Consider the following 26,983-nt stretch of genomic DNA (forward strand, 5'->3'; position numbering starts at 1 on the left):
CTCTTTTTTTATCTAATAAAATCAATGAAATAAGGAACAATAATGAGCAATAATATTCAAGGCAAAGTGGTCTTAATCACAGGGGCGTCAAGTGGATTAGGTGAAGAAACTGCGCGCCATTTAGCCTCATTAGGAGCAAAAGTGGTGTTGGGCGCAAGACGCTTAGGGCGTTTGCAAGCCCTTGCTGAGCAAATTCAACAGCAAGGTGGCGAAGCTGTTGTGGTGCAAATGGACGTGTCAAAACGTGAAGATGTAGAAAAATTGGCACAAGCCGCGTTACAACAATTTGGTCGCATTGATGTGTTAATCAACAACGCAGGCATTATGCCGGGCGCGGTGATGAGTGCATTAAAAGTGGACGAATGGGATCGAATGATTGATGTGAATATCAAAGGCGTGCTATACGGCATTGCGGCGGTGTTGCCAACAATGCTTGCACAAAACTCAGGGCATATCATCAATCTTTCTTCTGTGGCTGGCTTAAAAGTGTCATCAGGCGGCGGCACGGTCTATAGTGCTACAAAATTCGCTGTGAAAGCCATTAGCGAAGGGTTGCGTGCTGAAATGGCAGGACATAATATCCGCGTAACCACCCTTTACCCAGGGGCGATTGAAAGCGAATTAAAATTCAGCAGCAGCGATCCAGAATCTCGCGAACGCGTGCAAAAATTCTATGCTGCCCACGAAATTCCAGCGAGCTCCATTGCCCGTGCCATTGCTTATGCGGTGGAACAGCCAGACAACGTTGCCGTGAACGAAATCACCGTTCGCCCAACGGTGCAAGAGTTTTAATTCACACTCATTTTTATCACAGAATGCCGTTTTTGAACGGCATTTTCATTGGAGAAGACAATGAAAACAGCATTAATTGTGGGCGCGACTGGCGTGGTGGGTAAGGCCTTAGTGGAATTATTATGCGAAGATCCGCGCTATCAACAGATTATCCTTTGGGTTCGCCGAGCGGTAACCTTTTCTCACCCCAAAATTCTTGTTCAACAAATTGATTTTGATCAGCTTGAAAACATAACAATGCCTACTGTGGACGAAGTCTTTTGCGCCCTTGGCACTACCTTGAAAAAAGCGGGTAGCAAAGCACAGTTTCTGAAAGTGGACGTGCAATATCCCATCGCCTTGGCAACCTTAGCCAAACAAGCGAATGTACCTTGTTTTGTTTTTGTATCAGCGATCGGCGCCAATGCTCAGTCAAACTTGTTTTATTACCAAGCCAAAGGAAAAGCGGAACAGGCGCTCACAGCATTACAACTAAATTGCTTGCAAATTGCACGGCCTTCATTAATTCTAGGCGAACGTGCTGATTTTCGCTTAGGAGAAAAGATCGCCGCGTGGCTGTTTAAGTTTTTACCAGCCAGTGTCCTTGCGGATTATCGCCCAATGACAGGGCAGCAAATTGCGGAAAAATTAATTGAACAAGCGCAAGATCATCAAGAAAAGGTAAAAATCTATTATCCAAGTAAAATGTAAGGAAAATAAAATGCCACAAACAACACCACACACAATGCAACAAATTAATATGCGAGAAGCGGGCGCACCCGATGTGTTATTTATAGAACAAGCCGCCATTCCCACACCGCAAGCAGGTGAGCTGCTGGTTAAAGTGGCTTACGCAGGGGTAAATCGCCCTGATATTATGCAGCGCCAAGGGCTGTATCCAATGCCTAAGGGCGTTACGCCAATTATGGGTTTGGAGCTTTCGGGCACAGTGGTTGCGGTTGGTGAAGGCGTGAGTGAATTTCAGCTAGGCGATAAAGTTTGCGCTTTAACGGACGGCGGTGCTTATGCCGAATATTGCCTTGTGCCAGCTAGCCAAGCCTTGCCAGTTCCTAAAAATTATTCGTTGCTAGAAGCTGCCGCACTGCCCGAAACGCTGTTTACCGTTTGGGTAAACTTATTTATGCAACAACAGGTTAAAGCAGGGGAGAGCCTATTGGTTCACGGCGGAACAAGTGGCATTGGGCTAACAGCACTCGCGATTGCACAAAGTGTAGGCATTAAAACCTATGCCACCGTAGGTAATGCGGAAAAATGTGCTGTTGTTGAACAATATGGCGCGATTGCGATTGACTATAAAACGCAAGATTTCACTGAAGTTATTCAAAGTGCGGGCGGAATTGACGCGATTTTAGATGTGGTGGGGGCGAGCTATTTCCAACGCAATTTAGCTTGCTTAAAGCAAAATGGCAGATTGTTTTTAATCGGCTTTATGGGCGGGACAGTGGCACAAGATGTGGATTTATTGCAAATCGCCTTAAAACGCGCTCATATCACGGGGTCAACAATGCGTAGTCGCACAAAAGCTGAAAAAGCGGAAATTGCCCAATCGCTAAAACAAAATGTATGGAATAAATTAGAAAACGAACAAATCGCCAAGCCAATTATTCATCAAGCCTTTGATTTTAAAAATGTGCAACAAGCACATCAAGAAATGGATAAAGGCATGCATATTGGCAAAGTGATGTTGAGGTTTGATAAAGAAGAATAGGGAGATTTATTTTTTAGGCTTATTGGTTTTCTTTGCGATAAATGGGTAATTAGCCAAACAATAAAGTGCGGTGATTTTTTAAGGAATTTTAAAAACTCAAAAAATTTCCACCGCACTTTAAAATGACTCTCAACCACATTCCCAGTTTAAATTAGTCGAAAGAAAAAGAAACACGCACATTCATTTGATCTCACTAGCAATCTTGTTTATCCTAACCCAATTTCAAATAAATGAGATAATAAAATGGCATTAGATTTATCCGAGATTCGACAACAAATCACCCAAATTGACCGCAGTTTATTAAAACTGCTTTCGGAGCGTCATCGTTTGGCTTATGATGTGGTGCGTAGCAAGGAAATCACACAAAAAGCCTTGCGTGATGTTGAGCGTGAACAGCAGTTATTACAAGAACTTATTCAATATTCTGAAAATGAAAATTATCAGCTTGATCCACAATATATCACGCAAATTTTCCAGAAAATTATTGAAGATTCTGTGCTGACTCAGCAAGCCTATTTGCAAAAGAAACTCAATGAACAGCGTGAGCAAAATAGCCATATTGCTTTCTTAGGCAAACGCGGATCTTATTCTCATCTTGCGGCACGCAGTTATGCAACCCGTTATCAAAAACCGTTCATTGAGCTGAGTTGCAGTTCTTTCGAGCAAGTGTTTGAAAAAGTGCAAAATGGCGAGGCGGATTACGGCATTTTGCCGCTGGAAAACACGACTTCAGGTTCAATTAATGAAGTCTATGATTTGTTGCAGCATACAGATTTATCGCTCATTGGTGAGTTGGCATACCCGATCAAACATTGTGTACTCGCAACAGAACACAGCGAGTTAAGCCAAATTGATACCCTATACAGCCATCCGCAAGTGATCCAGCAATGCAGCCAGTTTATTCGCAGCCTTGATCGTGTACATATCGAATATTGCGAAAGTAGCTCACACGCAATGCAGTTAGTGGCAAGCCTGAATAAGCCGAACATCGCCGCACTAGGCAATGAAGATGGCGGGCATTTGTACGGGTTACGCGTGTTGAAAACGAATATTGCCAATCAAGAAAACAACATTACTCGGTTTATTGTGATTGCCAAAGAACCTGTGGTGGTATCGCCGCAAATTCACACTAAAACCCTGCTATTGATGACGACAAATAAACGCCAAGCAGGCTCACTGGTGGACGCCTTATTGGTGTTCAAAAAGCACAATATTAATATGACGAAACTGGAATCCCGCCCGATTTATGGTCAGCCGTGGGACGAAATGTTCTATCTTGAAATTGATGCCAATATCAATAACCCAGAGGTGCAACAAGCATTGGAAGAATTACAAGAACATAGCAACTACCTAAAAATTCTCGGCTGCTATCCAAGTGAGATTGTCAAGCCTGTGGAAGTTGTTTAGAAGAAATAAGAAAAAACTGCGTAATGAAATATTACGCAGTTTTTTATATGTGATCCATTATGCAAACGGATCGCGTAAAATCATTGTTTCAACACGGTCTGGGCCAGTTGAAAGAATATCCACCGGTACACCCGTTACTTCTTCAATCCGTTTAATGTACTTGCGCGTGTTTTCTGGCAATTTATTCACATCGGTTACGCCAAAAGTGCTTTCTTTCCAACCAGGGAGGGTTTCATAAATAGGCTCAACACCTTCCCAATCTTTTGCCGCGAGCGGAGCAAATTCAGCGATTTCACCATTTGGCATTTTGTAACCAACACAGATTTTGATTTCATCAAAACCATCTAGCACATCAAGTTTAGTCATACAAAAACCTGAAATGGAATTCACTTGAATGGCACGGCGCATTGCCACGGCATCAAACCAACCACAACGGCGTGGACGGCCAGTTACTGCGCCAAATTCATTCCCTTTGCGTGCAATTTCAGCGCCCACCTCATCAAATAATTCTGTTGCAAATGGGCCACCACCAACACGGGTGCAATAGGCTTTGATAATCCCTAACACATAATCAATATGGCGTGGGCCAAAGCCAGAGCCTGTGGAAACCCCGCCAGCCGTAGTATTTGAGCTGGTTACATAAGGGTAGGTGCCTTGGTCAATATCAAGCATTGTACCTTGTGCGCCTTCAAACAGAATGTTATCGCCATTTTTGCGCGCTACATCAAGAATTACGCTAACATCAGCAACCATTCCAGTAATAATTGGCGCAACTTCTTTGATTGCAGCTAAGGTTTTTTGGTAATCAACTGGCTCAACTTTATAATAATGTTCAAGTTGGAAGTTGTAGTAATCTAAAATATTTTTGAGCTTTTCAGCGAAACTTTCAAGATCGAAAAGATCGCCAACACGCAATCCACGGCGTGCCACTTTATCTTCATAGGCAGGGCCAATACCACGGCCGGTTGTGCCAATGGCTTTTTTCCCCAATGCAGCTTCACGGGCGTGATCCATTGCAACGTGATAAGGCAAAATTAGCGGACAGGCTTCTGAAATTAGCAAGCGATCGCGCACATTAATGCCACGCCCTTCTAATTCGCCCATTTCTTGCATTAAGGCTTCTGGTGAAAGCACCACACCATTACCGATTAAACAGGTTACGTTTTCACGCAAAATACCCGATGGAATCAGACGTAACACGGTTTTTTCACCGTTAATAATCAGGGTATGCCCTGCATTGTGTCCGCCTTGATAACGCACTACATATTTTACGCGATCCGTTAATAGATCAACGATTTTCCCCTTACCTTCATCGCCCCATTGAGCGCCTAAGATAACAACACTTTTTCCCATAGATTCCGCCTTGTATGCTGAGTTGTAATGAATGAAGAAACAGTGGGTTACTTTACTATTTTATGTGTGTAATCTCAATGGAAAATCTATTTTTCTTTTTGATCTTCCTCATTGAAAGTGCGGTTAAAAATGGGGAATTTTTTGTGATCTCGCACAGAAAATCAGATTTAATAAATTGAAAATTTTCGTAGGCTATGCTTTAATTCAGGCACTTCCCAAATAATCGTATTAAGGTTTAATCGATGTATTCAGGTTTTCTTATCGGCCTATTGTTTGGCTTTTTGTTACAACGTGGGCAATTCTGTTTTGTGTCTGGCTTTCGGACGCTTTATACACAAAAAAATATCCGTTTTTTGACCGCACTTTTTATTGCCATATCGATTCAATCTGTGGGATTTTTTACCCTTGTGCAGTTTAATCTCATCACTATTCCTACAAGCCAGTTGCCTATTTTCGCCACGCTGTTAGGGGGATTGTTGTTTGGTATCGGAATGAGTTTGGCGAATTGCTGTGGTAGCGGTGCGTGGTTTCGTAGTGCTGAAGGGGCAGTGGGGAGTTATTTGGCGTTGCTGAGTTTTGCCCTTACAATGGCGGCCACGCAATCGGGAATTTTAAAATATCAAATTAATGCCCTGTTAGAAAATCCTATCTCGTTGGATAATATTTATCTCACCTTCAATCTTTCCCCTTGGATTTGCGTGATTTTGCTAATTTTTATTACTGCACTTTTGCTTTATTACTATATCAAACACCCGCGTTATCAATTTCCGCAAGAGCCTAGTGCCGCGTTGATTTTGCCTAAAATTTTTGCCCGCACTTGGCACCCTTTTATCACCGCCGTTGCTATCGGATTGTTAGGCATTGTGGCGTGGTGGTTGAGTGCAAAAACAGGGCGAAATTTTGGTTTTGGCATTTCTGTGCCTTCTGCTAATGTGGTGCAATATGTGGTAACAGGGCAGCAGCGTTACTGGAACTGGGGAACGCTTTTTGTGCTAGGCATTCCAGTGGGGGCGTTGCTAAGCGCTAAATTAGCAGGCGAATTGCATTGGCGTTTTCCTGAGCCAAAAGGCGTGCTGCAACGGATTTTGGGCGGTGTCGTAATGGGCATTGGCGCCGCTTTAGCAGGTGGTTGTACCGTAACCAATGCGTTAGTTTCCACCGCCTATTTTTCTTGGCAAGGCTGGCTGGCAACTTTGATGATTATGCTGGGTTGTTGGCTCACTTCTGCTGTTATCAAGCCCACAAAATGTGGCGTTTAACTCTAATCAAAAGGAAATCTTATGAAAATGAAACCCATCTTATTGGCGGTCGCTGTGAGCGTGGCGTTGTCTGCTTGTGATGATCGCACGGTGAAAGTGATTGATACCCCTGAATTGCTCAAGCAGCTTGAGAATCCTGATTTTGTTATTGTGGATACAAGGCAAGACAGTTTATATAACGGTTTCAAAGATAAAAACGCCACAAGGGGCGGACACATCAAAGGGGCAGTGCAATTTAGCTGTGATTGGATTGGCAATATTCAACCTGAAAAATTTGAATCCTTTGCCGCAGGGAAGGGGATTACCAAAGAAAAAAATCTGGTTTTTTATGATAGCAATGTCGACAATTTAGATTGCGTTACCGCCGAGTTCGCCGCAAAAGGCTACAAAGTTCATCGTTTTAACGATTTTATTAGCTATGCCAATGCGGATTATCCGTTAGAATCCTTTGCGAATTTCCAATATAGCGTTTCGCCACAATGGGTGAATGCAGCATTAAAAGGCGAAAAACCAGAAACCTTAACCAATGACAAGGTAATGCTGTTTGAAGTGTCTTGGGGCAGTTTGGAAAATGCTAAATCTTACACCCAGCATATTGTGGGCGCTTATCATTTTAATACGGATTGGGTGGAAAACGATCCCGTATGGAATTTGTCTTCCCCTGACGTGATTGAGCAGAACTTGCTAAAAAATGGCATCACAAAAGACAAAACAGTGATTTTATATTCCGACAACCAGCTCGCCGCATACCGTATTTTCTGGGCGTTGAAATGGGCTGGCGTGGAAGATGTTCGCGTGCTAAACGGCAATCTTGGCACTTGGGTGGACGCAGGTTTACCAACGGAAACGCTGGTCAATATTCCGCAGCCTGAACGTCAATTTGGCACAAAAATTCCTGCCAATCCACACATTGATATTGCCACGCCGCAGCAGGTTATCGATGCGCAAAAACAAGGCTTAAAACTGATCAGTAACCGAGCGTGGGACGAATACACTGGCAAGATCAGCGGCTATGATTATATCCCCGGCAAAGGCGAACCGCAGGGCGCAATTTGGGGCTTTGCTGGCACGGATTCTTCCAACTTAGCGGATTATTACGATCCAGATAACACCTTGCGCAACCCAAATGAAATCTTTGCCTTATGGCAAACGCAAGGCATTCACAAAGGGGATAAATTAGCGTTTTATTGTGGCACGGGCTGGCGTGCAGGCGTTTCTTGGTTTATCACCCAGCTGGCAGGTTGGCAAGATACGGCAATTTATGACGGCGGTTGGAATGCGTGGCAAATGGACAGCAAATACCCTGTACAAAAAGGCGCACCCAATAACCAAAGCAAGCCAGATAGCCAAAATGATTTCGGCAAAGTGATGAAGAAAGGGAATTCTTGCAAAAGCTAGTAAAATAAAAAGGTTCAAAGTTTTAAACTTTGAACCTTGGTCATTATAAGAGATAATTTATTATAAACTTTCAGTGAAAGTACGAGTGATTACATCACGTTGTTGTTCCGGGGTTAATGAGTTGAAACGTACTGCATAACCAGAAACACGGATAGTTAATTGTGGATATTTTTCAGGGTTTTTCACCGCGTCTTCTAAAGTTTCACGGCGTAAAACGTTTACGTTTAAGTGCTGACCACCTTCCACTTTTACTGTTGGGGCAACATTTACTGGTAATTCACGATATTCGATTTGACCAAGTTCGCTTACTGCTACGATTTGATCTTCTGCGAAATCACCTTTTGCACATAAACAACGTGCTTCACCTTTTTCACTGTCTAATAACCAAAATGAATTCAATAAGTTATCATTTGCAGCCTGAGTGATTTGGATACCTTTAATCATAAGAACTCCTAAATTTGTTTGTTAATTAATCATAAGTTGGTAGGAATTTTATCAAAAAATTTGACCAATTCAATTATTTTGATATGGATCAGATTGAATTTATCAAACAAAAATAGCGAAATTGATACATATCAAAAATAAAATAAATTCATCATCTTAAATTTAACAATTGTTTAACATTTTTATAAAGATTGGTTAAACATTAAATTGGAATAGAGGCTGTTAATTTGAGGTGAGGTTATTTATAATCTTAGCCTAGGTTTAACGCTGAGGAAAACAAAATGAAAACGTGGAAAGATGTGATTGGTGGCGAGAAAAGCCAGCCCTATTTTCAGCAAATCTTACAGCAAGTCCAGCGTGAAAAAGCGGCAGGCAAAATTGTCTATCCGCCGAGCAATGAGATTTTCAATGCCTTCAAATTAACCGAGTTTGATCAAGTGAAAGTGGTGATTTTAGGGCAAGATCCTTACCACGGGCCAAACCAAGCGCACGGTTTATCTTTTTCGGTGAAACCCGGTATTGCGCCGCCACCTTCGTTAGTCAATATTTATAAAGAATTAGCCAATGATGTGGGCTTTCAAATTCCTCAGCACGGTTATTTAGTGAGCTGGGCAGAACAAGGCGTGCTGCTGTTAAATACGGTTTTAACCGTGGAACAAGGCAAAGCCCATTCCCATTCAAACTTTGGTTGGGAAACTTTTACCGATCGGGTGATTTCCGCCTTAAATGAACAACGCGAAAATCTTGTTTTTCTCTTATGGGGCAGCCACGCGCAGAAAAAAGGGCAATTTATTGACAGGCAAAAACATTGCGTGCTAACTGCGCCGCACCCTTCACCCTTATCGGCACATCGCGGATTTCTCGGTTGTAAGCATTTTTCGCAAACGAACGCTTATTTACAACAGCATCAATTAGCGCCGATAGAATGGCAACTGCCCTTAACGCTTTAAAGAATTTATAAGGATTTCATTATGTTAGCAATTATCTCTCCCGCCAAAACCCTTGATTTTGAAAGCGCGGTGGAAAAATTTGACGTTTCTCAGCCTGATTTAACGGAATATAGCGAGCAGCTGATTGAGATTTGTCGTCAGCTTGCGCCACACGATGTCGCCTCTTTAATGTCCATTAGCGATAAATTAGCCGCATTAAATGTGGCGCGTTTTGCTGAGTGGAATCAGGATCACAATGAACAAAACGCGCGCCCTGCGATTTTTGCATTCAAAGGCGATGTTTACACGGGCTTAGATGCAGCGCATTTATCCCGTGATGATATTTTATTCGCCCAGCAGCACTTGAGAATGTTGTCGGGCTTATATGGTTTGCTACGTCCTTTGGATTTAATGCAGCCTTATCGTTTAGAAATGGGAACAAAATTAGCCAACCCGAAAGGCAAGGATTTGTATCATTTTTGGGGCAATATTATCACCGCTGCGGTGCAACAAGCTTTGGATCAGCAAGGGGATAATGTGTTGGTCAATCTTGCCTCTGATGAATATTATAAATCCGTTAAGGAAAGTGAGCTGAAGGCGCATATTGTAAAGCCAGTCTTTTTGGATAATAAAAATGGCAAATATAAAGTGATCAGTTTTTATGCGAAAAAAGCACGTGGTTTAATGTGTCGCTACATCATTCAAAATCGCCTCACTCAAGTGGAACAATTAAAAGATTTCGATCTCGGTGGCTACTGGTTTGATGCCACTTCATCAACAGACAAGGAATTCGTGTTTAAACGCGATTTAAGTGAATAAAATGAAACAATGGATTGAAAGAAACCAAAGTGCGGTGCAAAAAATTGCCGTTTTTCTCACCGCACTTATTTTGACAGCTTGTAGCACTTCACCGCAATTAGCGGTGTCTGAGGTAATTGACCACAGTGGGCAAAGCTATTATCTTGCTTCGCAACAAGATTTAGGCACTATTGCTCGTTACGTTTATGTACCAAAAGGCGAAACTGCCGAACAGTGGCATAGCGCAATTGAACTATTGCAAGATAGAAATTGGCAGCAGCGAACCTTGGAGGAGCGCATTGCCTTGCGCAAACGGGTTTATCGAAATACTGGCGTAGAGCATTTTGATATTTATAGTAAAAAAAATGAGCTGTTTGCGTTTGTAATTTACGATCCGACTGAACAAAATCCTGATTGGCAGGTGAACGTGGCGCGGGGTAAAGAGATTCCATTTTGCGGTTTTGTGCAATATCAATATTCCGTTAAAATTGCCAAAGATCGCAAATTAATGAATATGAAACACAACCGCGTAATTCGTTATTTGAAGAAATATGTTGTGGATAAAGAAATGCAGAAATTAAACAATGGGAATTTCACTTGGGGCTGTAATCCCTAATGCAAGAAGTCTATTCTAAACAGGTGAAACGGGCGGCAAATTGTGCCATTTTCACCGCGTTGCTGTTAATTTTAATCAAAGGTTTTGCGTGGTGGAAAACGGATTCCGTCAGTATGCTTGCGTCCATTACGGATTCTACGCTGGACTTATTAGCGTCTTTTATGAATATGCTGATCTTGCGTTTTGCCCTAATGCCAGCGGATCACAACCATTCTTTTGGGCACGGCAAAGCGGAATCTCTTGCTTCGCTCATTCAAAGTGCGTTTATTTCTGGCAGTGCTATCTTTCTTTTATTACAAGGGATTTACCGTTTAACTTCACCGCAGCCGTTAAATCAAACCTATCTCGGCATTATAGTTACGCTGTTTTCCATTGTGGCAACGTTGCTTCTGGTGCTGTATCAAAGCCATATCATCAAGCAAACCGATAGCCCTGCGATTAAGGCGGATCGCTTGCATTACCAGACAGATTTGCTGATGAATATTGCCATTTTATGCTCTTTAGGCTTGAGTTTATGGGGCGTGCTGTGGGCTGATGCAATTTTTGCTATTTTGATTGCCTTATATATTTTATGTAATGCGGCAAAAATGTTTTACGATGCTATTCAGTTATTGCTCGACCAAGCCTTGCCGCCAGAAGAAATTGCGCAAATTGAACAGGTGATTCAATCGCAGCCGAATATTTTAGGCTTTCACGATTTGCGTACACGCCGTTCAGGGGCAATTCGTTTTATTCAATTTCATTTGGAGCTTGATGATCACCTTTCTTTTGTAGAGGCGCATCAAATTACCGATCATCTTGAACAGCGTTTACGCCAATGTTTTCCCCGTGTCGATATAGTAATTCATCACGAGCCTACCAGCGTGGTGCAGATTGAACAAGCTCAAGCTGATAGCTTACAGCCAAATACTTAACCTAAATCAAAATGTGATAGAATTCACGAAATTTTTCTAGAGCGGATTTCTCGAATAGTGTAAGCTACGCACAGTTTTTATATTATTAACTTTGAATAAAGGTATTAACGATTATGATTAAAAAAATTGCCGTATTAACAAGTGGTGGTGATGCCCCAGGAATGAATGCTGCGATCCGTGGCGTGGTTCGTTCAGCCTTAGGTGAAGGCTTGGAAGTTTATGGTATCTATGATGGTTATCACGGGCTTTATCACAATAAAATCAAACAATTAACACGTTATAGCGTATCAGATATTATTAACCGCGGCGGAACATTCCTTGGTTCAGCACGTTTCCCAGAATTTAAAAAACCAGAAGTGCGGGCGAAATGTGCGGAAATTTTACGTTCTCACGGTATTGATGCGCTCGTTGTTATCGGTGGGGACGGTTCTTATATGGGGGCAAAATTGCTTACCGAAGAACATGGCTTCCCTTGTGTGGGTATCCCCGGCACGATTGATAACGATGTAGCAGGAACAGACTACACCATCGGCTATCAAACCGCATTAGAAACGGCGGTAACGGCTATTGACCGTTTGCGTGATACCTCAAGTTCGCACCAACGTATTTCAATCGTGGAATTAATGGGCAGACATTGTAGCGACTTAACCATTTCAGCGGGGATTGCAGGTGGCTGTGAATACATCGTAGCGTCTGAAGTAGAATTTGACCGCGAAGCATTAATTCAACAAATCGAACGTAGTATTTTGAGAGGTAAACGCCACGCAATCATTGCAATGACAGAGCATATTTGTGATGTGAATGAGTTAGCCAAAGAAATTGAAGCCCGTGTAAAACACGAAACTCGCGCAACCATTTTAGGGCATATCCAACGTGGTGGTACACCTTGTGCCTTTGACCGTATTTTAGCTTCTCGTATGGGTGTTTATGCGGTAGATCTGCTTTTACAAGGCAAAGGTGGTTACTGCGTGGGCATTCAAAACGAACAACTTGTTCATCACGATATTATTGACGCAATCAATAATATGCGCCGTGAATTTAAAGCTGACTGGCTCAAAATGGCAGCTCGTTTGGATTAATTTTCTATTTTTTATGCTTATAAAAAAGAGCCAATTTTTATTGGCTCTTTTGCTTTAAAAAAGCACGAAATTACTCTGCTCTTGGGCAAATTTCTTCGCCAGCAAAGAAATAAGCAATTTCACGGGCTGCACTTTCTGGGCTATCAGAGCCGTGAACACAGTTTTGTGTTTTGCTTAAAGCAAATTCTTTGCGCAATGTGCCTTCATCGGCTTCTTCTGGGTTGGTTTTGCCCATTAAAGTGCGGTAGTTTTTTATCGCATTTTCTTTTTCTAGCACAGAAACCACCACTGGCGCGGAAGTCATATATTTCACCAAATCATCAAAAAATGGCTTTCCTTGATGTTCTGCGTAAAACCCTTGTGCTTGCTCTTGAGTTAAATGCACCATTTTCATCGCGATGATGCGAAACCCTTCACTTTCTAAGCGGTTGAGAATTTTGCCAATTAAATTACGCTCTACCGCATCAGGTTTAATAATGGATAATGTCCGTTCCACGCGTTCCTCCTATGAATTTGCTTGGTTGAGTAAAAGATGCGCCAAGGTCTGCACGCCAATGCCTGTTGCGCCTGTTGCCCATAAATCACTGGCTGATTTGCGATAAGTCGCAGAGCAATCAATATGCAGCCAATGGTGTTGGTAATTTTTCACGAAGTAAGATAAGAATGCTGTTGCCGTACTTGCGCCAGCACCCACTGGCACTGTGCCGATATTGGCGATTTGGGCAAATTGAGAGCTGATCTGCGCGCGGTGAAATTCTTCAAATGGAAGACGCCAGAAAGGCTCGTTAGCCGTTTGTGCAGCGTTAAACAAGCTTGCAACGAGTTCGTTATCCATTGAAAGGACGCTGTGATAATCATTGCCCACCGCCATTTTTGCCGCGCCCGTTAAGGTGGCGCAATCAATAATAAATTGTGGATTTTGCTTATCCGCTTCAATTAAGCCATCAGCTAGCACTAAACGCCCTTCTGCGTCTGTATTCAACACTTCAGCAGTTACGCCATTGCGATAAGTGATAATATCGCCCAACTTCATAGCTTCGGCGCTTACCATATTTTCTGCGCAGCAAAGATAAAGCTTCACGCGCTGGTTTAAACCGCCTGCAATAGCCATACCTAATGCACCGGTAACTAAGGCTGCGCCGCCCATATCGGTGCGCATTGTGGACATTGAATCACTTGGCTTTAAGCTATAACCACCACTGTCAAAGGTAATTCCCTTGCCCACTAAACAAGCTAAAACAGGGGCGTTTGGATCTTGGCTTGGATTGAAATCTAATTGCAACATTGCTGGCTTATGGTTGGAGGCTTTGCCCACATTCCAAATGCCTTGATAATTTTTTTCTAATAAGGCTTCGCCAGAAATAATCTCAAAATTCACCGCACTTTCATTGGCGTATTCCGCTGCAAGCTCTGCAATAAATTGCGCCGCGCGTTCAGCTAATTTTTGTGGTGTGATAACATCGGAAGGTAAATTAATGATTTCTCTAACAAAATCACCACACTGAATACGGGCAAATAGCTCTGCTTGCGGTTCGTCATCTAAATGAGGAAACTCAATGGCATAATCCTGTTTTGCAGAATAAAAACCTTGATAAAACGCCCAACAGTTTTCTAAATCCCAATTGTCGCCCACTAATTCCACCTCTTTAATGCCTTGATTACGCAATTTGCGCGCGGCTTTTTGAATTAAAGTGCGGTTGGAATTTGTGGAATTTTGTTTAAGGTGAACCGTGCCTTCGTCATTTGCAAAACTCAATAATGCATTTTCGCCCCAAACTGGGCTGGCAGGTTGTGTTGAAAGGTGAATTAACATAATGCTCTTCCTTATTTAGATTAGGTTTCGTTATCCTAATACAAGAGTGAGAAAAATCAAAATGTTAAATCTCCCCTAGCCCATTTTTTCGGCTAAGGGAAAGGTTAGTAAAACTTAACCAATCGGTTTCGTTTTATAGAATGAGATCATTGCAATTGGCGCAATCACGGTGAACCAAATTGACCATTGCAACGGCATACCTAAATACACGCAGAGTACGCCAAGGAAAGTCGCTGCGATAGCAAGCACAAAACCGATCACGCTGTAATTGGTGTCTTTGTCTAAATACCAACGCAAGAATGCTAAAGTGATGAGATAAACCGCCGAGCAAATGCTTAACACAGTCATTGCAAATAAAGGCGAAACAGAATGTGCGTTTGAACTTGCGTGTTCCACCACTTCTGCCATTGTGCCAAATTCTTTCACGGAGTCCGCTAATAATTCTAAGTCAGAGCCTAACGCGGTGAGCGCGATGAAAATCAATAAATGCCCATAACCATAGACTAAGGCATTATTTAACGTGCGATCGCTGTGCAAAAATTCGCCCCAAGGCATTTTGAAATAAAGCCACCAAAGAGAGAACATTAACGCTGAAATCCCTAAGCCTAATGGGAATGCTTCGGTGAGCATTGCTTCATTGCTGTGGAATAATGGTGTGATGGCGTTAGTTGCGCCTAAAATCCCTTCGCCCAAAACGATAATCACTAATAAGCCGTAACGCTCTGAAATGTGATGTGGGTGCCAAGGGGTTTTGTTGGCGCTTTCCGCCCAGGCCGGCACAGAAAGCTCAAGCAAGGCTAAGAATGGGAATAAGGTGTTGAATAAATAAGGGAATTTTAATGCCACAATAGTCCAACAAATTTGTGCGAAAATAATTCCGAAGGCATAACGTAAGCAGGTGGTGCGGCGCTCTGGATCACCTTTTGCAGCACGAAACCATTGATATGCCATCGCCACACGCATTACGATGTAGCCGATCAAAATCATCACATAATCGTTGTGCTCAAATACATTATTAATGCCGATAGCTAAAATAATCGCACCGAACATTTGCACCATTGTTACGATGCGATAGGTAAAATCATCATTGTCATAAGCAGAAGCAAACCAAGTAAAGTTCATCCACGCCCACCACACACAGAAAAATGAAGTGGCAAAATGGATTAAGCCTTCACTGAAATGATGAGCCGCAAGGGCGTGATGCAAGCCACTTGCAGTCGCCGCAATGGCGATCACAAAAACTAAATCAAAATAAAGCTCTAATGTGGTGGCAACACGATGGACTTCGTGATGATCACGGGCTTTCATTAATTTATGAATCATTCAATACTCCGAATTAAAAAGAAGAATTAGGCTGGTTTAAAAATTCGATTTCTTCCGCGGTTGATGTGCGATTTAAAATTGCATTACGATGCGGATAACGATTAAATTTATCAATAATCGCTTTATGGCGCAGTTCAAAATCTAAGGTGTAATCATCATTGAGTGCGGTAAATAATTCCACCGCTTGCTGATGAATCAGCGCTGATTCACTGTGCATATAAGGCATAATCATAAATTTACGCCATAAGGTCGGCAGGTTCGCAAAATCAGGCTGTTTAATGGCTTCTTGAGCCAACACTAATGCCATTGAATCCTGCGCAAAGGCTGCTGGGGTGCTGCGATATAAATTACGCGAGAATTGATCTAACACGATGATTTCCGCCAAGCGTCCTTCAATAGTTTCACGCCAGTTGGCGCATTCACCTTGTGCGGCCGCTTTTAAAGTGCGGTCAAATTTTTCGCGAATTTTGTCATCAAATTCATCGCTTTTCACAAACCAAAACGGCTGATTCTCTTCGCTAAACCAAAAATCTAGCACCGCTTGTGGCGAGGCAATACTCATAAACATTTCCTTAGTTGAAGATAAAAAATGAAGTGAATTTCACGGCGGCGGATTTTACCACAACTTATTAAATTTTGCCCATTAGGCTAAATTTCTAGAAAAAACTTGGTGAATGCGGGTGAAAAGAGTATAATTCGCCCGTTTTTTGACTTATTTTATTAACATTAGAGGAATTAATGGCTAAAGAAGATTGCATTGAAATGCAAGGCACGATTTTAGAAACCTTGCCAAACACGATGTTCCGTGTGGAATTGGAAAATGGACACGTTGTAACCGCACATATTTCAGGGAAAATGCGTAAAAACTATATTCGTATTTTAACTGGCGATAAAGTAACCGTGGAAATGACCCCTTACGATTTAAGTAAAGGACGCATTATTTTCCGCAGCCGTTAATTATCGCATCATTTTTCTTCTTACCTATTCAAATTTTGCCCTAGCGCTGTCTAGGGCAAATTTTTATCTCTTTTTTTATGCGTTGTTGTTATCATAATGCCATTGTCTATTTGGCTAAATCAAGGGAATAAAATGCGAAACATCAAACACTTCGCACAACGTTATGTGGATTGGGTAATCCGCCTTGGACGCGTGCGATTTTCTATACTTGGCGTCTTAGCTCTGGCGGTGCTGGCTTTATGCACACAGGTGTTATTCAGCCTGTGTGTGGTGGAAACGGTTTATTGGACGGACGTGGTGCGTTCCGTGGTGTTTGGCTTAATTTCCGCACCTTTTGTGATCTATTTCTTCACCCTTTTGGTGGAAAAACTGGAAAAATCTCGCCTTGAATTAGCCAAATTAGTGGAAAATTTACGCCGTGAAGTCTCAGAAAGAATGGTGGCAGAAAAAAAACTTTCTGTGGCGTTAAATGATTTAGAGCAAAACAGCCGTAACAAAACCGCCTTGATGACCACCATTAGCCACGAATTACGCACACCGCTGAACGGTATTATTGGCTTAAGCCGCATTTTATTAGACGGCAATTTAAGCGCCGAACAGCAAAATTATTTGAAAACCATCAATATGAGTGCGGTGTCTTTAGGGCATATTTTTAGCGATATTATTGATTTGGAAAAAATTGATGCGCACAAAATTGAGTTAAACCGCAAAGAAACAGATTTTTATGCCTTTCTTAATGATATTGCCAATTTTGCTACCTTAATGGCGGAGCAAAATCAGCTCAAATTTGAACTAGAATACGAACCCGATTTACCGCAATGGCTGATGCTAGATAGCGCCAGATTAAGCCAAATTTTATGGAACTTAATTAATAATGCGGTGAAATTCACCCCAAAAGGCGTGATCAAACTGAAAGTTAGCCGAACTGGCGAACAGCAATTTGCCTTCGCCATTTCCGATACGGGTATTGGCATTGCTGAAAGCGAATTGGCCAATATTTTTGCGATGTATTACCGCGTGCAATCCAATCAATATCAGCACGCCGGCAGTGGCATTGGCTTAGCAGTTTCCAAAACCATTGCCAATTTAATGGGCGGTGATCTCAGCGTGCAAAGTGCGGTGAAAAAAGGCTCCGTTTTTACCTTAACCATTCAAGCCGAATCGGTCAGCAAGCCGTTAGCCTATCATCAACATTTGCCAAACCAACTGCGTATTTTGCTGATTGAAGATATTGAAGTGAATGTGATCGTGGCGAAATCTGTTTTGGAAAAATTAGGTTATGAAGTAGATGTAGTAATGACAGGACAACAAGCCATCGAAGAATTTGAACAAAATAGCTATGACTTGCTGCTCATTGACATTCAGCTGCCTGATATGTCTGGCTTTCAAATCGCCCAGTATTTACGCCAAAAATACGAAAATGATGAATATGATTATCTGCCGCCACTCATTGCGCTCACTGCCAATGTAATGCACGATAAGCAAGAGTATTTACAGCAAGGAATGGACGATATTCTGCGCAAACCTCTTTCTTTAGAGGCGCTGACGCAATGTCTTTATCAGTATTTTGCTGATGAGATTGCGTTGCCACTGGGCGAAAGTTCTTCCAAAGCAATGAGAGAAACGACAATAGAGCAAGATGAAGCACTGGATTTCGCCACACTCAATGAATTTGTCGCTTTATTGGGCGTAAAAACAGTAAAAAATAACACCGCACTTTTCCAACAGCTAATGCCTGATTATATGGCTGAATTAATGACGGCTTACCAAATTTATCAAACTCAACCTGCACATAAAGCTGAAGTCGGCAACATCGCCCATAAAATCAAAGGTGCGGCAGGTTCAGTGGGCTTAAAACGTATCCAACAAATCGCCGAACAAGCCCAGCATAGTGAAAACCCAAATTGGGAAAGTGAAATCCCCCATTATTTGGAACAACTATCGCAAAATTGGCAGAAAGATTTGAACAAATTAATAAACTGGCTAAATTCTGTTGATCATTAGCAAAGTTTTTACACATTACACTAGTCACGCTTAAAGGTTTTAGCTAGAATCTGTGCAATTTTAATTCAACATCAACAAGAGGAGAAAACCGATGAATTTTCCAAATGTTGCCAAGCAGGTGATTGATAAACTGGGCGGCAAAGACAACATCAGCGCGCTTGCACATTGCGCAACGCGTTTACGCATTGTGGTGAAAGACGAAGGCAAAATTGACAAAGAAGCTATTGAAAATATTGATGGCGTAAAAGGTCAATTTGCAGTTTCTGGCCAGTATCAAATTATTTTTGGTTCAGGTACCGTAAATAAAGTACACGATGAAATGGCGAAACAGCTTAACATCGGCGATATGACCAAAAATGAAGTGGCGAAACAAGCTTCAGAAAATAACCAAGGGCTAATTATGCGCTTGGTGAAAGGCTTGGCGGATATTTTCGTGCCGATTATCCCTGCTATCGTGGCGGGCGGTTTGTTAATGGGTATCCACAGTATGCTTACCGCACAAGGTTTCTTCTGGGACGTACCACAAGCCTTGCGCGATTCTGGTCAGCCAATTACAGGTTATTCCGTAGTCGATCGTTTTAGCAATCTTTCTGATCTTGTTGATTTTATTAATACTATTGCCAACGCGCCATTCGTGTTCTTACCGGTGTTGCTTGGTTTTTCTGCTACTCGTAAATTCGGCGGAAATCCGTTCTTAGGGGCGGCGCTGGGAATGTTACTGGTTCACCCTGCATTAGCAGACGGTTGGAACTATGCCCTTACCGCTGCGCAAGGCAAAATCACACACTGGAATGTGTTCGGTTTAGAAATCGAAAAAGTGGGCTACCAAGGCACGGTAATTCCAACGTTAATTTCGGCTTGGGTTCTAGCTACGTTAGAAAAAACGTTCCGTAAATTTGTGCCATCTTACCTCGACAACTTGATCACCCCAATGTTCTCGCTCTTTATCGCAGGTTTACTTGCGTTCACCGTGATTGGGCCAATCGGACGTGAAGCAGGGGATTTGATCACTATCGGTTTAACTTGGTTATATGACAAACTTGGCTTTATCGGTGGCGGTATTTTCGGGACATTCTATGCACCAATTGTTATCACGGGTATGCACCAAACCTTTATCGCGGTGGAAACGCAACTGCTTTCTAATATGTCATTATCGGGCGGTACATTCATCTTCCCAATTGCAGCAATGTCAAACATCGCACAGGGTGCGGCTTGTTTAGGTGTGGCATTCGCATTGAAAGATCCAAAAGTACGCGGCTTAGCCGTTCCTTCAGGTATTTCTGCCTTATTAGGGATCACTGAGCCTGCAATGTTCGGGGTGAACTTACGCTATCGTCAAGCTTTCTTAGCGGCAATGATCGGTTCAGGTTTATCCAGCGCCTTTATTGCATTCTTCAATGTAAAAGCGCAAGCACTTGGCGCAGCAGGGTTCTTAGGTATTCCGTCTATTAAACCAGACAGCCTTGCAATGTACAGTGTGGGTATGGTGATTTCTTTCGCCGTTGCGTTTACTCTTTCTGTTATTTTAGTAAAACGCGCACAAACTAAAGCGTAATTTTTATAAAATTCGCAAAAAAGTACCGCACTTTGATCTGCACCTTAAACAGGAATACAATATTCTGCGTTTAAGGTGCAGATTTTTATTTTCAGCGAGGCAAAAATGAAGACGCAAATCGATAAGCTAGCTTGGCTATACATTAAAGATAAACAATTATTAATGGCACGCTCTAAAGGCAAAGAGAAATTTTATCTCCCCGGAGGAAAAAGAGAGCAAGGCGAAAGTGATCAACAAGCCCTAATGCGCGAAATTAAAGAAGAGCTGGGCATCGACTTAATTGAAAATAGCCTGCAACGAATCGGTGCATTTTCCGCTCAAGCAGACGGAAAAAATATGGATTGCATTGTAACGCTCACCTGCTACAAAGGGGATTTCATCGGCGATTATCGCCCTGAAAGTGAAATTGCTGAATTGGCTTGGATTGGTTATCAAGACAAAGAAAAATGTTCCCTCGCCACACAAAAAGTTTTGGAATATTTAAAACAGCAAGGGATGCTGGAATAAACGAACTAAATAAATTCGCAAAAAATAACCGCACTTTTAAACCATAGCATCAAAAGTGCGGTTTTATTTTTACCGTTTTTTATGATTAATTAGCGTTTGAACATATTGCCAAGACTACCTAGGCCGCTCATTCCGCCCATCATTCCTTTCATTCCGCGCATCATTTTTGCCATACCGCCTTTGCGCATTTTTTTCATCATACGTTGCATTTCGTCAAATTGCTTGAGCAATTTATTCACGTCTTGCACCTGTGTGCCTGAGCCAAGCGCAATGCGGCGGCGGCGTGAGCCTTTGATGATCTCAGGTTTGGCGCGCTCTTTTAGGGTCATTGAATTGATGATGGCTTCCATTTTGATGAACATTTTGTCATCAATTTGATTTTTAATATGATCAGGCAGATTTTTCGCGCCCGGTAATTTTTCAAGCATTGTCATCATTCCGCCCATTTTTTTCATTTCAATGAGCTGGTCGCGGAAATCTTCCAAGGTGAAATCATCGCCTTTTTGAAATTTTTTCGCCATTTTTTCTGCTTTTTCTTGATCCACAGAACGTTGTAGATCTTCGATTAGCGAAAGCACGTCCCCCATTCCTAAAATGCGTGAAGCCACACGATCAGGGTGGAAAGGCTCAAGGGCGTCTGTTTTTTCCCCAACCCCTAAGAATTTAATCGGTTTGCCAGTGATTTGGCGAATAGAAAGTGCTGCACCGCCGCGTGCATCACCGTCCACTTTGGTCAGAATCACCCCAGTAAGCGGTAGCGCTTCATTAAAGGCTTTGGCTGTGTTGGCGGCGTCTTGCCCTGTCATTGCGTCCACCGTGAAAAGGGTTTCCACAGGATTAAGTGCGGTGTGAATTTTTTGGATTTCTTCCATCATTTCGCCATCAACGTGCAGGCGACCAGCAGTATCCACAATCAACACATCATAGAATTTTAGCTTAGCATCAGCCAGTGCAGCTTGCACAATCTCTACTGGATTTTGCTGGCTGTTGGACGGGAAAAAATCCACCCCAACGGCTTGCGCAAGGGTTTCAAGCTGTTTGATCGCCGCAGGGCGATACACGTCCGCCGACACCACCATCACTTTTTTCTTTTGACGTTCACGCAAGAATTTAGCTAATTTCCCCACGCTGGTGGTTTTACCCGCCCCTTGCAAACCGGCCATTAGGATCACCGCTGGCGGCTGAGTGGCAAGATTTAGACTTTCATTCGCTTCACCCATCGCTTTTTCAAGCTCGGATTGCACAATTTTGAGAAATTCTTGCCCCGGCGTTAAGCTACGATTTACTTCTTCGCCGATAGCACGTTCTTTCACTTTATTGATAAATTCACGCACCACAGGCAGCGCAACGTCTGCTTCAAGCAATGCCATACGCACTTCGCGCAGGGTATCTTTAATATTATCTTCGGTTAAACGCCCTTTCCCTGTTATGTTGCGCAGGGTTTTCGAGAGCCGATCAGAAAGGTTTTCAAACATCGTTTTTCCTAAATTTGAGTGGAATAAAATGAAATAAATTGTGCCAATTATACTGAAATCCCACAGATTTTCATCATTTGAAAGAAATTTATAGCGATTTTAGTGCGGCAAGGCTAGAATAAGAATAGTTCTTAATTTGGCATTAAAGCGAATAAAAAGGTGAATAAAAATGTGGTTTGCCGTTGTTTCAATTTTTTTATATTTAATTAGCATTCTTCTCATTACCCCGATGTTGTTGAAAGCCCATTCGGGCGAACAAACCAAAAAACCGAATAAAACATTGTTTTTTTGCACCGCACTTTTGGCGATTATTACCCACGGCATTAGCCTTGCGCCGTTGTTTTCCCATTGGGCGAATGAGCAAACCTTCACCTTAATGGACATCAGTTCCTTGCTAAGTGTGATCGTGGCAGCTTTAGCAACTTTTGCCATTGGTTTTCGGGTGAATACGCTATGGTTTTTATTGCCGATTGTCTATTGCCTCGCCATTATCAATTTGATTTTACAAACATTTTTACCTTTTTCTATCGTGCAACATTTGATCCACAATGTGGGCTTATTCCTACATATCGGCTTGGCGCTGTTGGCCTATGCTGTTTGTTTTATTGCTACTTTATATGCCGTGCAGTTGTGGTGGATTGACCGCAATCTTAAAAGTAAAAAACTAGCGTTATCGCCAATTATTCCGCCATTAATGACGGTGGAACGCCATTTTTTCCGCTTAATGCTAAGTGGTGAAGTGTTGCTGACCTTAACGCTAATTTCTGGTGCGATTTATTTGCCTGATTTCTTTGGCGTGCAAAATGTACAAAAAGCCATCTTTTCGTTCCTTGCGTGGCTGGTGCTAGGTGTCGCATTAATCGGGCATTGGAAATGGCATTGGCGTGGAAAAAAGGTGATTATTTATAGCATTTCAGGTATGATTTTGCTTTCGATTGCCTATTTTGGCAGCCGAGTTGCGTTTGGGCTAGGGCTTTAATTTCGGCCACCCAAGAACGATGGTTTTATAAAAGGACTTGATTTTGGATAGTATTCCCCTTAGTACGTTATTTATCACTTTAATTATTTTACTCATTTTATCCGCCTATTTTTCCAGTTCAGAAACAGGCTTGCTTTCCGCCAACCGCTATCGTATGCGCTTTTTAGCCGAAAAAGGGCATAAAGGGGCGAAAAAAGCAGAAAAACTTTTGAAAAAAACAGATATTTTACTTAGTCTGATTCTTATCTGTAATAACCTTGTTAATATTTCTGCCTCTGCCATTGCTACCATTATTGGTATGCGTTTATATGGCGATATGGGCGTGGCGATTGCCACAGGGGCATTAACTTTCGCAATGTTGATCTTTGCGGAAATTTTCCCGAAAACCATTGCCGCACTTTATCCTGAAAAAGTGGCTTTTTTATCAAGCCATATTCTCACCCCATTGCTGAAAATTTTTAGTCCGATTGTGTTCTTAATGAACCTGATTATTTGTGGCTTGATGAAATTATTCCGCGTGAAAAATGAGCAAAAAACCAGTTCCTTAAGCACAGAAGAATTACGCGCCATTGTGAATCAATCGGGGCATTTCATTCCTTCCGCTCACCAAGAAATGTTGCTTTCTATTTTGGATTTAGAAAAAGTTACCGTGGACGACATTATGGTGCCGCGCAACGACATTGGCGGGATCGACATTGACGATGATTGGAAAGCCATTATGCGTCAGCTCAACCATTCGGCGCACAGTAAAGTGGTGTTGTACAAAGAGAGTATGGACGAAAATGTGCTAGGCATTTTGCGTGTGCGCGAAGCCTATCGCTTAATGCTAGATAAAAATGAATTCACTAAAGAAACCTTGATCCGCGCGGTGGACGAAGCCTATTTTATCCCTGAAGGCACGCCGCTTAATGCGCAATTATTGAATTTCCGCAGCAAAAAAGAGCGTATTGGCTTGGTAGTGGACGAATATGGCGACATCAAAGGCTTGGTCACCTTGGAAGATATTTTGGAAGAAATCGTGGGCGAATTTACCACCTCAACCGCCCCGTCCATTGATGAAGAAGTTACCCAGCAATCTGACGGCTCAATGATCATTGAAGGCTCTGCCAATATTCGTGATCTGAACAAATTGTTTGACTGGCATTTAGACACAGACGAAGCGCGCACTTTCAACGGATTAATTTTAGAGCATTTGGAAGAAATCCCCGAAGAAGGCACGGAATGTGAAATCAACGGCTTAAAAATCACCATTTTAGAAGTGGCGGATAATATGGTGAAACAAGCAAAAGTAGAAAAAATTTCACCAACAAAACAGCCAGAATAAAAGGTTTTTCCTATCCTAAAATCACAAAGACGAAAGGTGGCTTGCCTTTCGTCTTTTTCTTTTGTCTTTCATTTACTTTTCGTCTTTAAACATTATCTAATTTATTTCACGAAGTGCGGTGCTTTTTTACAAAATTTTTCTTAATTTTTAACGATCTTCTTCCTGTTTCAGAAATTTTTATTTTTTGAATTTTAAGTTATTGACTATAAATGCAAAAGCAAACAATAATAATTCTCAACAATTTGACAATATGAAATAAAGGAAGTTCATTATGAAAAAAGCAAAATTTGTTCTTTTACCTCTCGCTACGCTTGTTGCTACGGCGGTACAAGCGGAAAGCCTCGGCGTGATTGATGTCATCACAGAAAATACGGGTGCGAAGAGCAAAACTAATGTTGTTACCCTAAAACAAATGGAACGCAGCACCGAAACGGATTTGCGTGGTTTATTATTTGATGAGCCAGCCATCAATTTCGGTGGCGGAAATGGTGGGACATCACAATGGGTAACTATTCGTGGTATGGGACAAGATCAAATTGATTTCAAAGTGGACAACACTTATTCCGACACCCAAGCTTTTCACCACGAAGGGCGTTTCTTGCTTGATCCTGCGTTAATCAAACGTATTGATGTACAAAAAGGGGCAGGCTCAGCCAGTGCTGGGATTGGGGCGACCAGTGGTTCGATCATCGCCACCACTGTTGATGCGCAGGATCTCTTAAGAGAAGGGCAAAACTTTGGCTTTAAACTGACCGCAGGGGTTCGTAGCAATAAAGGTAACACCCAAGGTATGAGCGTTTATGGCAAAGTAGGCGCATTTGATGCTTTGCTTTCTGGTAACTGGAATCACAAAGAAAATTACAAAGGCGGTAAAGGCTATCAAAACCTTAACGGCTCAGACATTGTACAAAACAGTGCCTTAGGTGAGCGTGGTTTATTAGCCAAACTCGGTTGGGATATTACTGAAAATCAACGTGTGGTATTAAGTCATCGCCAAGAGCGCTATTACGGCGTAAGAGCATTGCGTGAAGAATTTGATTTTACCAATTCTTATATTTCTACATCACGCTTATCACCAGAGCAACGCAATAAGGGTTACAGCTTAAGTTCCGTTTATGCTGGGAAAGACAGACGTGGCAATGATTCTTACTATGTCCTCGATCAAAACGGTAACTATGTGGTGAATGAAGATAACAACAATCCACGTTACCGCACCACCACGCAAGATACTACCAATTTAGAGTGGACAGGTAAAAATATGGGCTTTATTACCGAGGCCAACGCCAATGTTTATCACACCAAACGTGTGCGTAAAGAACCTACAGGGCAAACCCGTATTCTTACCACTGGGGCAAACTTAAATTTAGACAGCGCTATTGGTGAAAATCACCTTGTGAAATACGGCGTAAACTATCGTAAACAAGTGGGAAAACCTAACCAACTGGCAGTGGGGGCTCATAATCAGCGTAAAGACGATTTAGGCTTTTATGTAGAGGGTATTTGGGGAATTGGTTCCGTTACACTCACTACGGGAGCCCGTTACGATTACTTTGAATTTAAAGCCTCCGATGGTAAAAAAGCTAGCCACGGGCATTTCAACCCAAGTGCGGGCTTAATTTGGCAAGTTTCTGATGATTTAAGCCTGAATACCAGCTTGAACTATGCAAGCCGCAGCCCTCGTTTATATGAAGTGGTTATTGCAGGTTCTGGCACGATTAGCGTGGATAGCAATATCCGTGCAGAACAAGCACGCAATGCAGAAATTGGCTTTAACTACGATCTGAACGACAGCTTCTCATTAAACGGAAGTTACTTCTGGCAAAAAGTGAAAGATGCGATGTCGTTAAAAAATAAGGTCATTTACAACGGCGCATTATTGCGTAACCAAGGTTATGAATTGGGGGCAACCTATAAACAAGCGGGCTGGAAGCTCCACCTTGGCGTTGCTGAAAGTAAGCCAGAAGTTTATGGTAATGTGGCGGACAACACCGTGTTTGCCGTGGCAACAGGGCGGACTTGGACGACTGAGGTTTCCTATAAATTTGACCAACCTAATCTTGAAATCGGTTGGAAAGGACGTTTTGTTGAAGGTGAAACGGGAACACCAAGCCGAGGTTCAGGATTTGGAACAAGCGTAAAACAGTCGGGTTACGGTGTGAATGATATTTTTGCAAGCTGGGAGGCAAATGAAAATCTCACCATTAATGTTGCGGTGGATAACGTGTTCAACAAGAACTACAAAAGCCACAGCCAACGCGCAGGGGTAAACAGCCTAACTGGTGCAGGGCGTGATTTCCGAATGAATGTGAGTTACACATTCTAAATGTGAAAAAACAAAGTGCGGTGATT

The 26,983-nt window shown here is 42.3% G+C and carries 25 protein-coding genes; 18 read left to right on the forward strand and 7 right to left on the reverse strand.

Annotated features, from left to right (window positions below):
- The first annotated feature begins 42 nt into the window (after positions 1 to 42).
- The 4 genes from ACLS0A_RS01210 to pheA all read left to right on the forward strand — a co-directional run bounded on the left by ACLS0A_RS01210 (position 43) and on the right by pheA (position 3,907).
- Entirely contained in the window at positions 43 to 792 is a 750-nt protein-coding gene (locus tag ACLS0A_RS01210; RefSeq protein WP_416082081.1) for an SDR family oxidoreductase, read from the forward strand.
- A 60-nt stretch (positions 793 to 852) separates the two neighbouring features.
- Positions 853 to 1,482: an NAD(P)H-binding protein gene (locus ACLS0A_RS01215; protein ID WP_416082082.1), complete on the forward strand. Its 630-nt coding sequence runs from the start codon at positions 853 to 855 to the stop codon at positions 1,480 to 1,482.
- A 10-nt stretch (positions 1,483 to 1,492) separates the two neighbouring features.
- Entirely contained in the window at positions 1,493 to 2,500 is a 1,008-nt protein-coding gene (locus ACLS0A_RS01220; protein WP_416082083.1) for an NAD(P)H-quinone oxidoreductase, read from the forward strand.
- A 243-nt stretch (positions 2,501 to 2,743) separates the two neighbouring features.
- Complete coding sequence (gene pheA / locus ACLS0A_RS01225) at positions 2,744 to 3,907, forward strand: prephenate dehydratase (protein WP_416082084.1); 1,164 nt, start codon at positions 2,744 to 2,746, stop codon at positions 3,905 to 3,907.
- A 57-nt stretch (positions 3,908 to 3,964) separates the two neighbouring features.
- Here the strand turns inward: pheA and purA are convergent, their stop codons facing one another.
- A complete protein-coding gene (gene purA / locus ACLS0A_RS01230) occupies positions 3,965 to 5,260 on the reverse strand; it encodes an adenylosuccinate synthase (protein ID WP_416082085.1) in 1,296 nt (431 codons plus the stop codon).
- Between the two features lie 242 nt (positions 5,261 to 5,502).
- Here purA and ACLS0A_RS01235 point away from each other — a divergent pair, with 242 nt between their 5' ends.
- Both ACLS0A_RS01235 and ACLS0A_RS01240 read left to right on the forward strand, forming a co-directional pair.
- A complete protein-coding gene (locus ACLS0A_RS01235; RefSeq protein ID WP_416082086.1) occupies positions 5,503 to 6,519 on the forward strand; it encodes a YeeE/YedE family protein in 1,017 nt (338 codons plus the stop codon).
- A gap of 21 nt (positions 6,520 to 6,540) precedes the next feature.
- Positions 6,541 to 7,917, forward strand: a complete 1,377-nt coding sequence (locus ACLS0A_RS01240; RefSeq protein WP_416082087.1) for a rhodanese-like domain-containing protein — start codon at positions 6,541 to 6,543, stop codon at positions 7,915 to 7,917.
- Positions 7,918 to 7,977: 60 nt separating this feature from the next.
- Here ACLS0A_RS01240 and grcA read toward each other — a convergent pair whose 3' ends face one another.
- Entirely contained in the window at positions 7,978 to 8,361 is a 384-nt protein-coding gene (grcA, locus tag ACLS0A_RS01245; protein WP_103854707.1) for an autonomous glycyl radical cofactor GrcA, read from the reverse strand.
- A 281-nt stretch (positions 8,362 to 8,642) separates the two neighbouring features.
- Here grcA and ung point away from each other — a divergent pair, with 281 nt between their 5' ends.
- The 5 genes from ung (at position 8,643) to pfkA (ending at position 12,697) form a co-directional block, all read left to right on the forward strand.
- Positions 8,643 to 9,311: a uracil-DNA glycosylase gene (gene ung, locus ACLS0A_RS01250; RefSeq protein WP_265754984.1), complete on the forward strand. Its 669-nt coding sequence runs from the start codon at positions 8,643 to 8,645 to the stop codon at positions 9,309 to 9,311.
- A gap of 21 nt (positions 9,312 to 9,332) precedes the next feature.
- Positions 9,333 to 10,109, forward strand: coding sequence for a peroxide stress protein YaaA (gene yaaA, locus ACLS0A_RS01255; RefSeq protein WP_416082088.1), 777 nt, complete (start codon positions 9,333 to 9,335; stop codon positions 10,107 to 10,109).
- A 34-nt stretch (positions 10,110 to 10,143) separates the two neighbouring features.
- Positions 10,144 to 10,704, forward strand: coding sequence for a hypothetical protein (locus ACLS0A_RS01260; RefSeq protein ID WP_416082134.1), 561 nt, complete (start codon positions 10,144 to 10,146; stop codon positions 10,702 to 10,704).
- Positions 10,704 to 11,618 carry a cation diffusion facilitator family transporter gene (locus ACLS0A_RS01265; RefSeq protein ID WP_416082089.1) on the forward strand — a complete coding sequence of 305 codons (915 nt, stop codon included), beginning with the start codon at positions 10,704 to 10,706 and terminating at the stop codon, positions 11,616 to 11,618. The genes ACLS0A_RS01260 and ACLS0A_RS01265 overlap by 1 nt, the downstream gene beginning before the upstream one ends.
- Positions 11,619 to 11,731: 113 nt before the next feature.
- On the forward strand, positions 11,732 to 12,697 hold the full coding sequence (pfkA, locus tag ACLS0A_RS01270) for a 6-phosphofructokinase (protein ID WP_103854712.1): 966 nt from the start codon (positions 11,732 to 11,734) through the stop codon (positions 12,695 to 12,697).
- Positions 12,698 to 12,767: 70 nt separating this feature from the next.
- Here the strand turns inward: pfkA and ndk are convergent, their stop codons facing one another.
- The 4 genes from ndk to ACLS0A_RS01290 all read right to left on the reverse strand — a co-directional run bounded on the left by ndk (position 12,768) and on the right by ACLS0A_RS01290 (position 16,395).
- A complete protein-coding gene (gene ndk / locus ACLS0A_RS01275; RefSeq protein WP_416082090.1) occupies positions 12,768 to 13,193 on the reverse strand; it encodes a nucleoside-diphosphate kinase in 426 nt (141 codons plus the stop codon).
- Positions 13,194 to 13,202: 9 nt separating this feature from the next.
- Positions 13,203 to 14,510 (reverse strand): aminopeptidase PepB, encoded by a 1,308-nt coding sequence (gene pepB, locus ACLS0A_RS01280; protein ID WP_416082091.1) that lies wholly within the window; start codon positions 14,508 to 14,510, stop codon positions 13,203 to 13,205.
- A gap of 114 nt (positions 14,511 to 14,624) precedes the next feature.
- The gene (locus ACLS0A_RS01285; protein ID WP_416082092.1) at positions 14,625 to 15,833 is read right to left on the reverse strand and encodes a low temperature requirement protein A; all 1,209 of its coding nucleotides are present in this window, start codon (positions 15,831 to 15,833) and stop codon (positions 14,625 to 14,627) included.
- A gap of 13 nt (positions 15,834 to 15,846) precedes the next feature.
- Positions 15,847 to 16,395 (reverse strand): DUF924 family protein, encoded by a 549-nt coding sequence (locus ACLS0A_RS01290; RefSeq protein ID WP_416082093.1) that lies wholly within the window; start codon positions 16,393 to 16,395, stop codon positions 15,847 to 15,849.
- A gap of 176 nt (positions 16,396 to 16,571) precedes the next feature.
- Between ACLS0A_RS01290 and infA the strand changes: the two genes are divergently transcribed.
- The 4 genes from infA to ACLS0A_RS01310 all read left to right on the forward strand — a co-directional run bounded on the left by infA (position 16,572) and on the right by ACLS0A_RS01310 (position 20,856).
- On the forward strand, positions 16,572 to 16,790 hold the full coding sequence (gene infA, locus ACLS0A_RS01295) for a translation initiation factor IF-1 (protein WP_005627617.1): 219 nt from the start codon (positions 16,572 to 16,574) through the stop codon (positions 16,788 to 16,790).
- A gap of 132 nt (positions 16,791 to 16,922) precedes the next feature.
- Entirely contained in the window at positions 16,923 to 18,794 is a 1,872-nt protein-coding gene (locus ACLS0A_RS01300) for an ATP-binding protein (protein ID WP_416082094.1), read from the forward strand.
- A gap of 91 nt (positions 18,795 to 18,885) precedes the next feature.
- A complete protein-coding gene (locus ACLS0A_RS01305) occupies positions 18,886 to 20,349 on the forward strand; it encodes a sucrose-specific PTS transporter subunit IIBC (protein ID WP_416082095.1) in 1,464 nt (487 codons plus the stop codon).
- 105 nt (positions 20,350 to 20,454) lie between these two features.
- Positions 20,455 to 20,856: an NUDIX hydrolase gene (locus ACLS0A_RS01310; RefSeq protein WP_416082096.1), complete on the forward strand. Its 402-nt coding sequence runs from the start codon at positions 20,455 to 20,457 to the stop codon at positions 20,854 to 20,856.
- Positions 20,857 to 20,945: 89 nt separating this feature from the next.
- On the opposite strand, the gene ffh is transcribed toward ACLS0A_RS01310, so the two are convergent.
- Entirely contained in the window at positions 20,946 to 22,331 is a 1,386-nt protein-coding gene (ffh, locus tag ACLS0A_RS01315) for a signal recognition particle protein (RefSeq protein WP_416082097.1), read from the reverse strand.
- Between the two features lie 169 nt (positions 22,332 to 22,500).
- Here ffh and ACLS0A_RS01320 point away from each other — a divergent pair, with 169 nt between their 5' ends.
- The 3 genes from ACLS0A_RS01320 (at position 22,501) to ACLS0A_RS01330 (ending at position 26,957) form a co-directional block, all read left to right on the forward strand.
- On the forward strand, positions 22,501 to 23,310 hold the full coding sequence (locus ACLS0A_RS01320) for a cytochrome C assembly family protein (RefSeq protein WP_103853413.1): 810 nt from the start codon (positions 22,501 to 22,503) through the stop codon (positions 23,308 to 23,310).
- A 43-nt stretch (positions 23,311 to 23,353) separates the two neighbouring features.
- On the forward strand, positions 23,354 to 24,634 hold the full coding sequence (locus tag ACLS0A_RS01325) for an HlyC/CorC family transporter (protein ID WP_416082098.1): 1,281 nt from the start codon (positions 23,354 to 23,356) through the stop codon (positions 24,632 to 24,634).
- Between the two features lie 271 nt (positions 24,635 to 24,905).
- Positions 24,906 to 26,957, forward strand: coding sequence for a TonB-dependent receptor domain-containing protein (locus ACLS0A_RS01330; protein ID WP_416082099.1), 2,052 nt, complete (start codon positions 24,906 to 24,908; stop codon positions 26,955 to 26,957).
- Positions 26,958 to 26,983: the final 26 nt, after the last annotated feature.

Origin of the sequence: Avibacterium volantium, assembly GCF_049366555.1 — a bacterium.
Classification (GTDB): domain Bacteria; phylum Pseudomonadota; class Gammaproteobacteria; order Enterobacterales; family Pasteurellaceae; genus Avibacterium; species Avibacterium volantium_A.

Excerpts from the sequence above, each read along its gene's own strand:
- pepB (WP_416082091.1), bottom strand. The coding sequence starts at position 14,510 with ATGTTAATTCACCTTTCAACACAACCTGCCAGCCCAGTTTGGGGCGAA.
- ACLS0A_RS01215 (WP_416082082.1), top strand. The coding sequence starts at position 853 with ATGAAAACAGCATTAATTGTGGGCGCGACTGGCGTGGTGGGTAAGGCC.
- pheA (WP_416082084.1), top strand. The coding sequence starts at position 2,744 with ATGGCATTAGATTTATCCGAGATTCGACAACAAATCACCCAAATTGAC.
- ACLS0A_RS01290 (WP_416082093.1), bottom strand. The coding sequence starts at position 16,395 with ATGAGTATTGCCTCGCCACAAGCGGTGCTAGATTTTTGGTTTAGCGAA.
- ACLS0A_RS01310 (WP_416082096.1), top strand. The coding sequence starts at position 20,455 with ATGAAGACGCAAATCGATAAGCTAGCTTGGCTATACATTAAAGATAAA.
- ACLS0A_RS01285 (WP_416082092.1), bottom strand. The coding sequence starts at position 15,833 with ATGATTCATAAATTAATGAAAGCCCGTGATCATCACGAAGTCCATCGT.
- ffh (WP_416082097.1), bottom strand. The coding sequence starts at position 22,331 with ATGTTTGAAAACCTTTCTGATCGGCTCTCGAAAACCCTGCGCAACATA.
- ung (WP_265754984.1), top strand. The coding sequence starts at position 8,643 with ATGAAAACGTGGAAAGATGTGATTGGTGGCGAGAAAAGCCAGCCCTAT.
- ACLS0A_RS01210 (WP_416082081.1), top strand. The coding sequence starts at position 43 with ATGAGCAATAATATTCAAGGCAAAGTGGTCTTAATCACAGGGGCGTCA.
- ACLS0A_RS01265 (WP_416082089.1), top strand. The coding sequence starts at position 10,704 with ATGCAAGAAGTCTATTCTAAACAGGTGAAACGGGCGGCAAATTGTGCC.
- ACLS0A_RS01305 (WP_416082095.1), top strand. The coding sequence starts at position 18,886 with ATGAATTTTCCAAATGTTGCCAAGCAGGTGATTGATAAACTGGGCGGC.
- infA (WP_005627617.1), top strand. The coding sequence starts at position 16,572 with ATGGCTAAAGAAGATTGCATTGAAATGCAAGGCACGATTTTAGAAACC.
- pfkA (WP_103854712.1), top strand. The coding sequence starts at position 11,732 with ATGATTAAAAAAATTGCCGTATTAACAAGTGGTGGTGATGCCCCAGGA.
- ACLS0A_RS01330 (WP_416082099.1), top strand. The coding sequence starts at position 24,906 with ATGAAAAAAGCAAAATTTGTTCTTTTACCTCTCGCTACGCTTGTTGCT.
- ACLS0A_RS01235 (WP_416082086.1), top strand. The coding sequence starts at position 5,503 with ATGTATTCAGGTTTTCTTATCGGCCTATTGTTTGGCTTTTTGTTACAA.
- yaaA (WP_416082088.1), top strand. The coding sequence starts at position 9,333 with ATGTTAGCAATTATCTCTCCCGCCAAAACCCTTGATTTTGAAAGCGCG.
- ACLS0A_RS01220 (WP_416082083.1), top strand. The coding sequence starts at position 1,493 with ATGCCACAAACAACACCACACACAATGCAACAAATTAATATGCGAGAA.
- ACLS0A_RS01300 (WP_416082094.1), top strand. The coding sequence starts at position 16,923 with ATGCGAAACATCAAACACTTCGCACAACGTTATGTGGATTGGGTAATC.
- grcA (WP_103854707.1), bottom strand. The coding sequence starts at position 8,361 with ATGATTAAAGGTATCCAAATCACTCAGGCTGCAAATGATAACTTATTG.
- purA (WP_416082085.1), bottom strand. The coding sequence starts at position 5,260 with ATGGGAAAAAGTGTTGTTATCTTAGGCGCTCAATGGGGCGATGAAGGT.
- ACLS0A_RS01240 (WP_416082087.1), top strand. The coding sequence starts at position 6,541 with ATGAAAATGAAACCCATCTTATTGGCGGTCGCTGTGAGCGTGGCGTTG.
- ACLS0A_RS01320 (WP_103853413.1), top strand. The coding sequence starts at position 22,501 with ATGTGGTTTGCCGTTGTTTCAATTTTTTTATATTTAATTAGCATTCTT.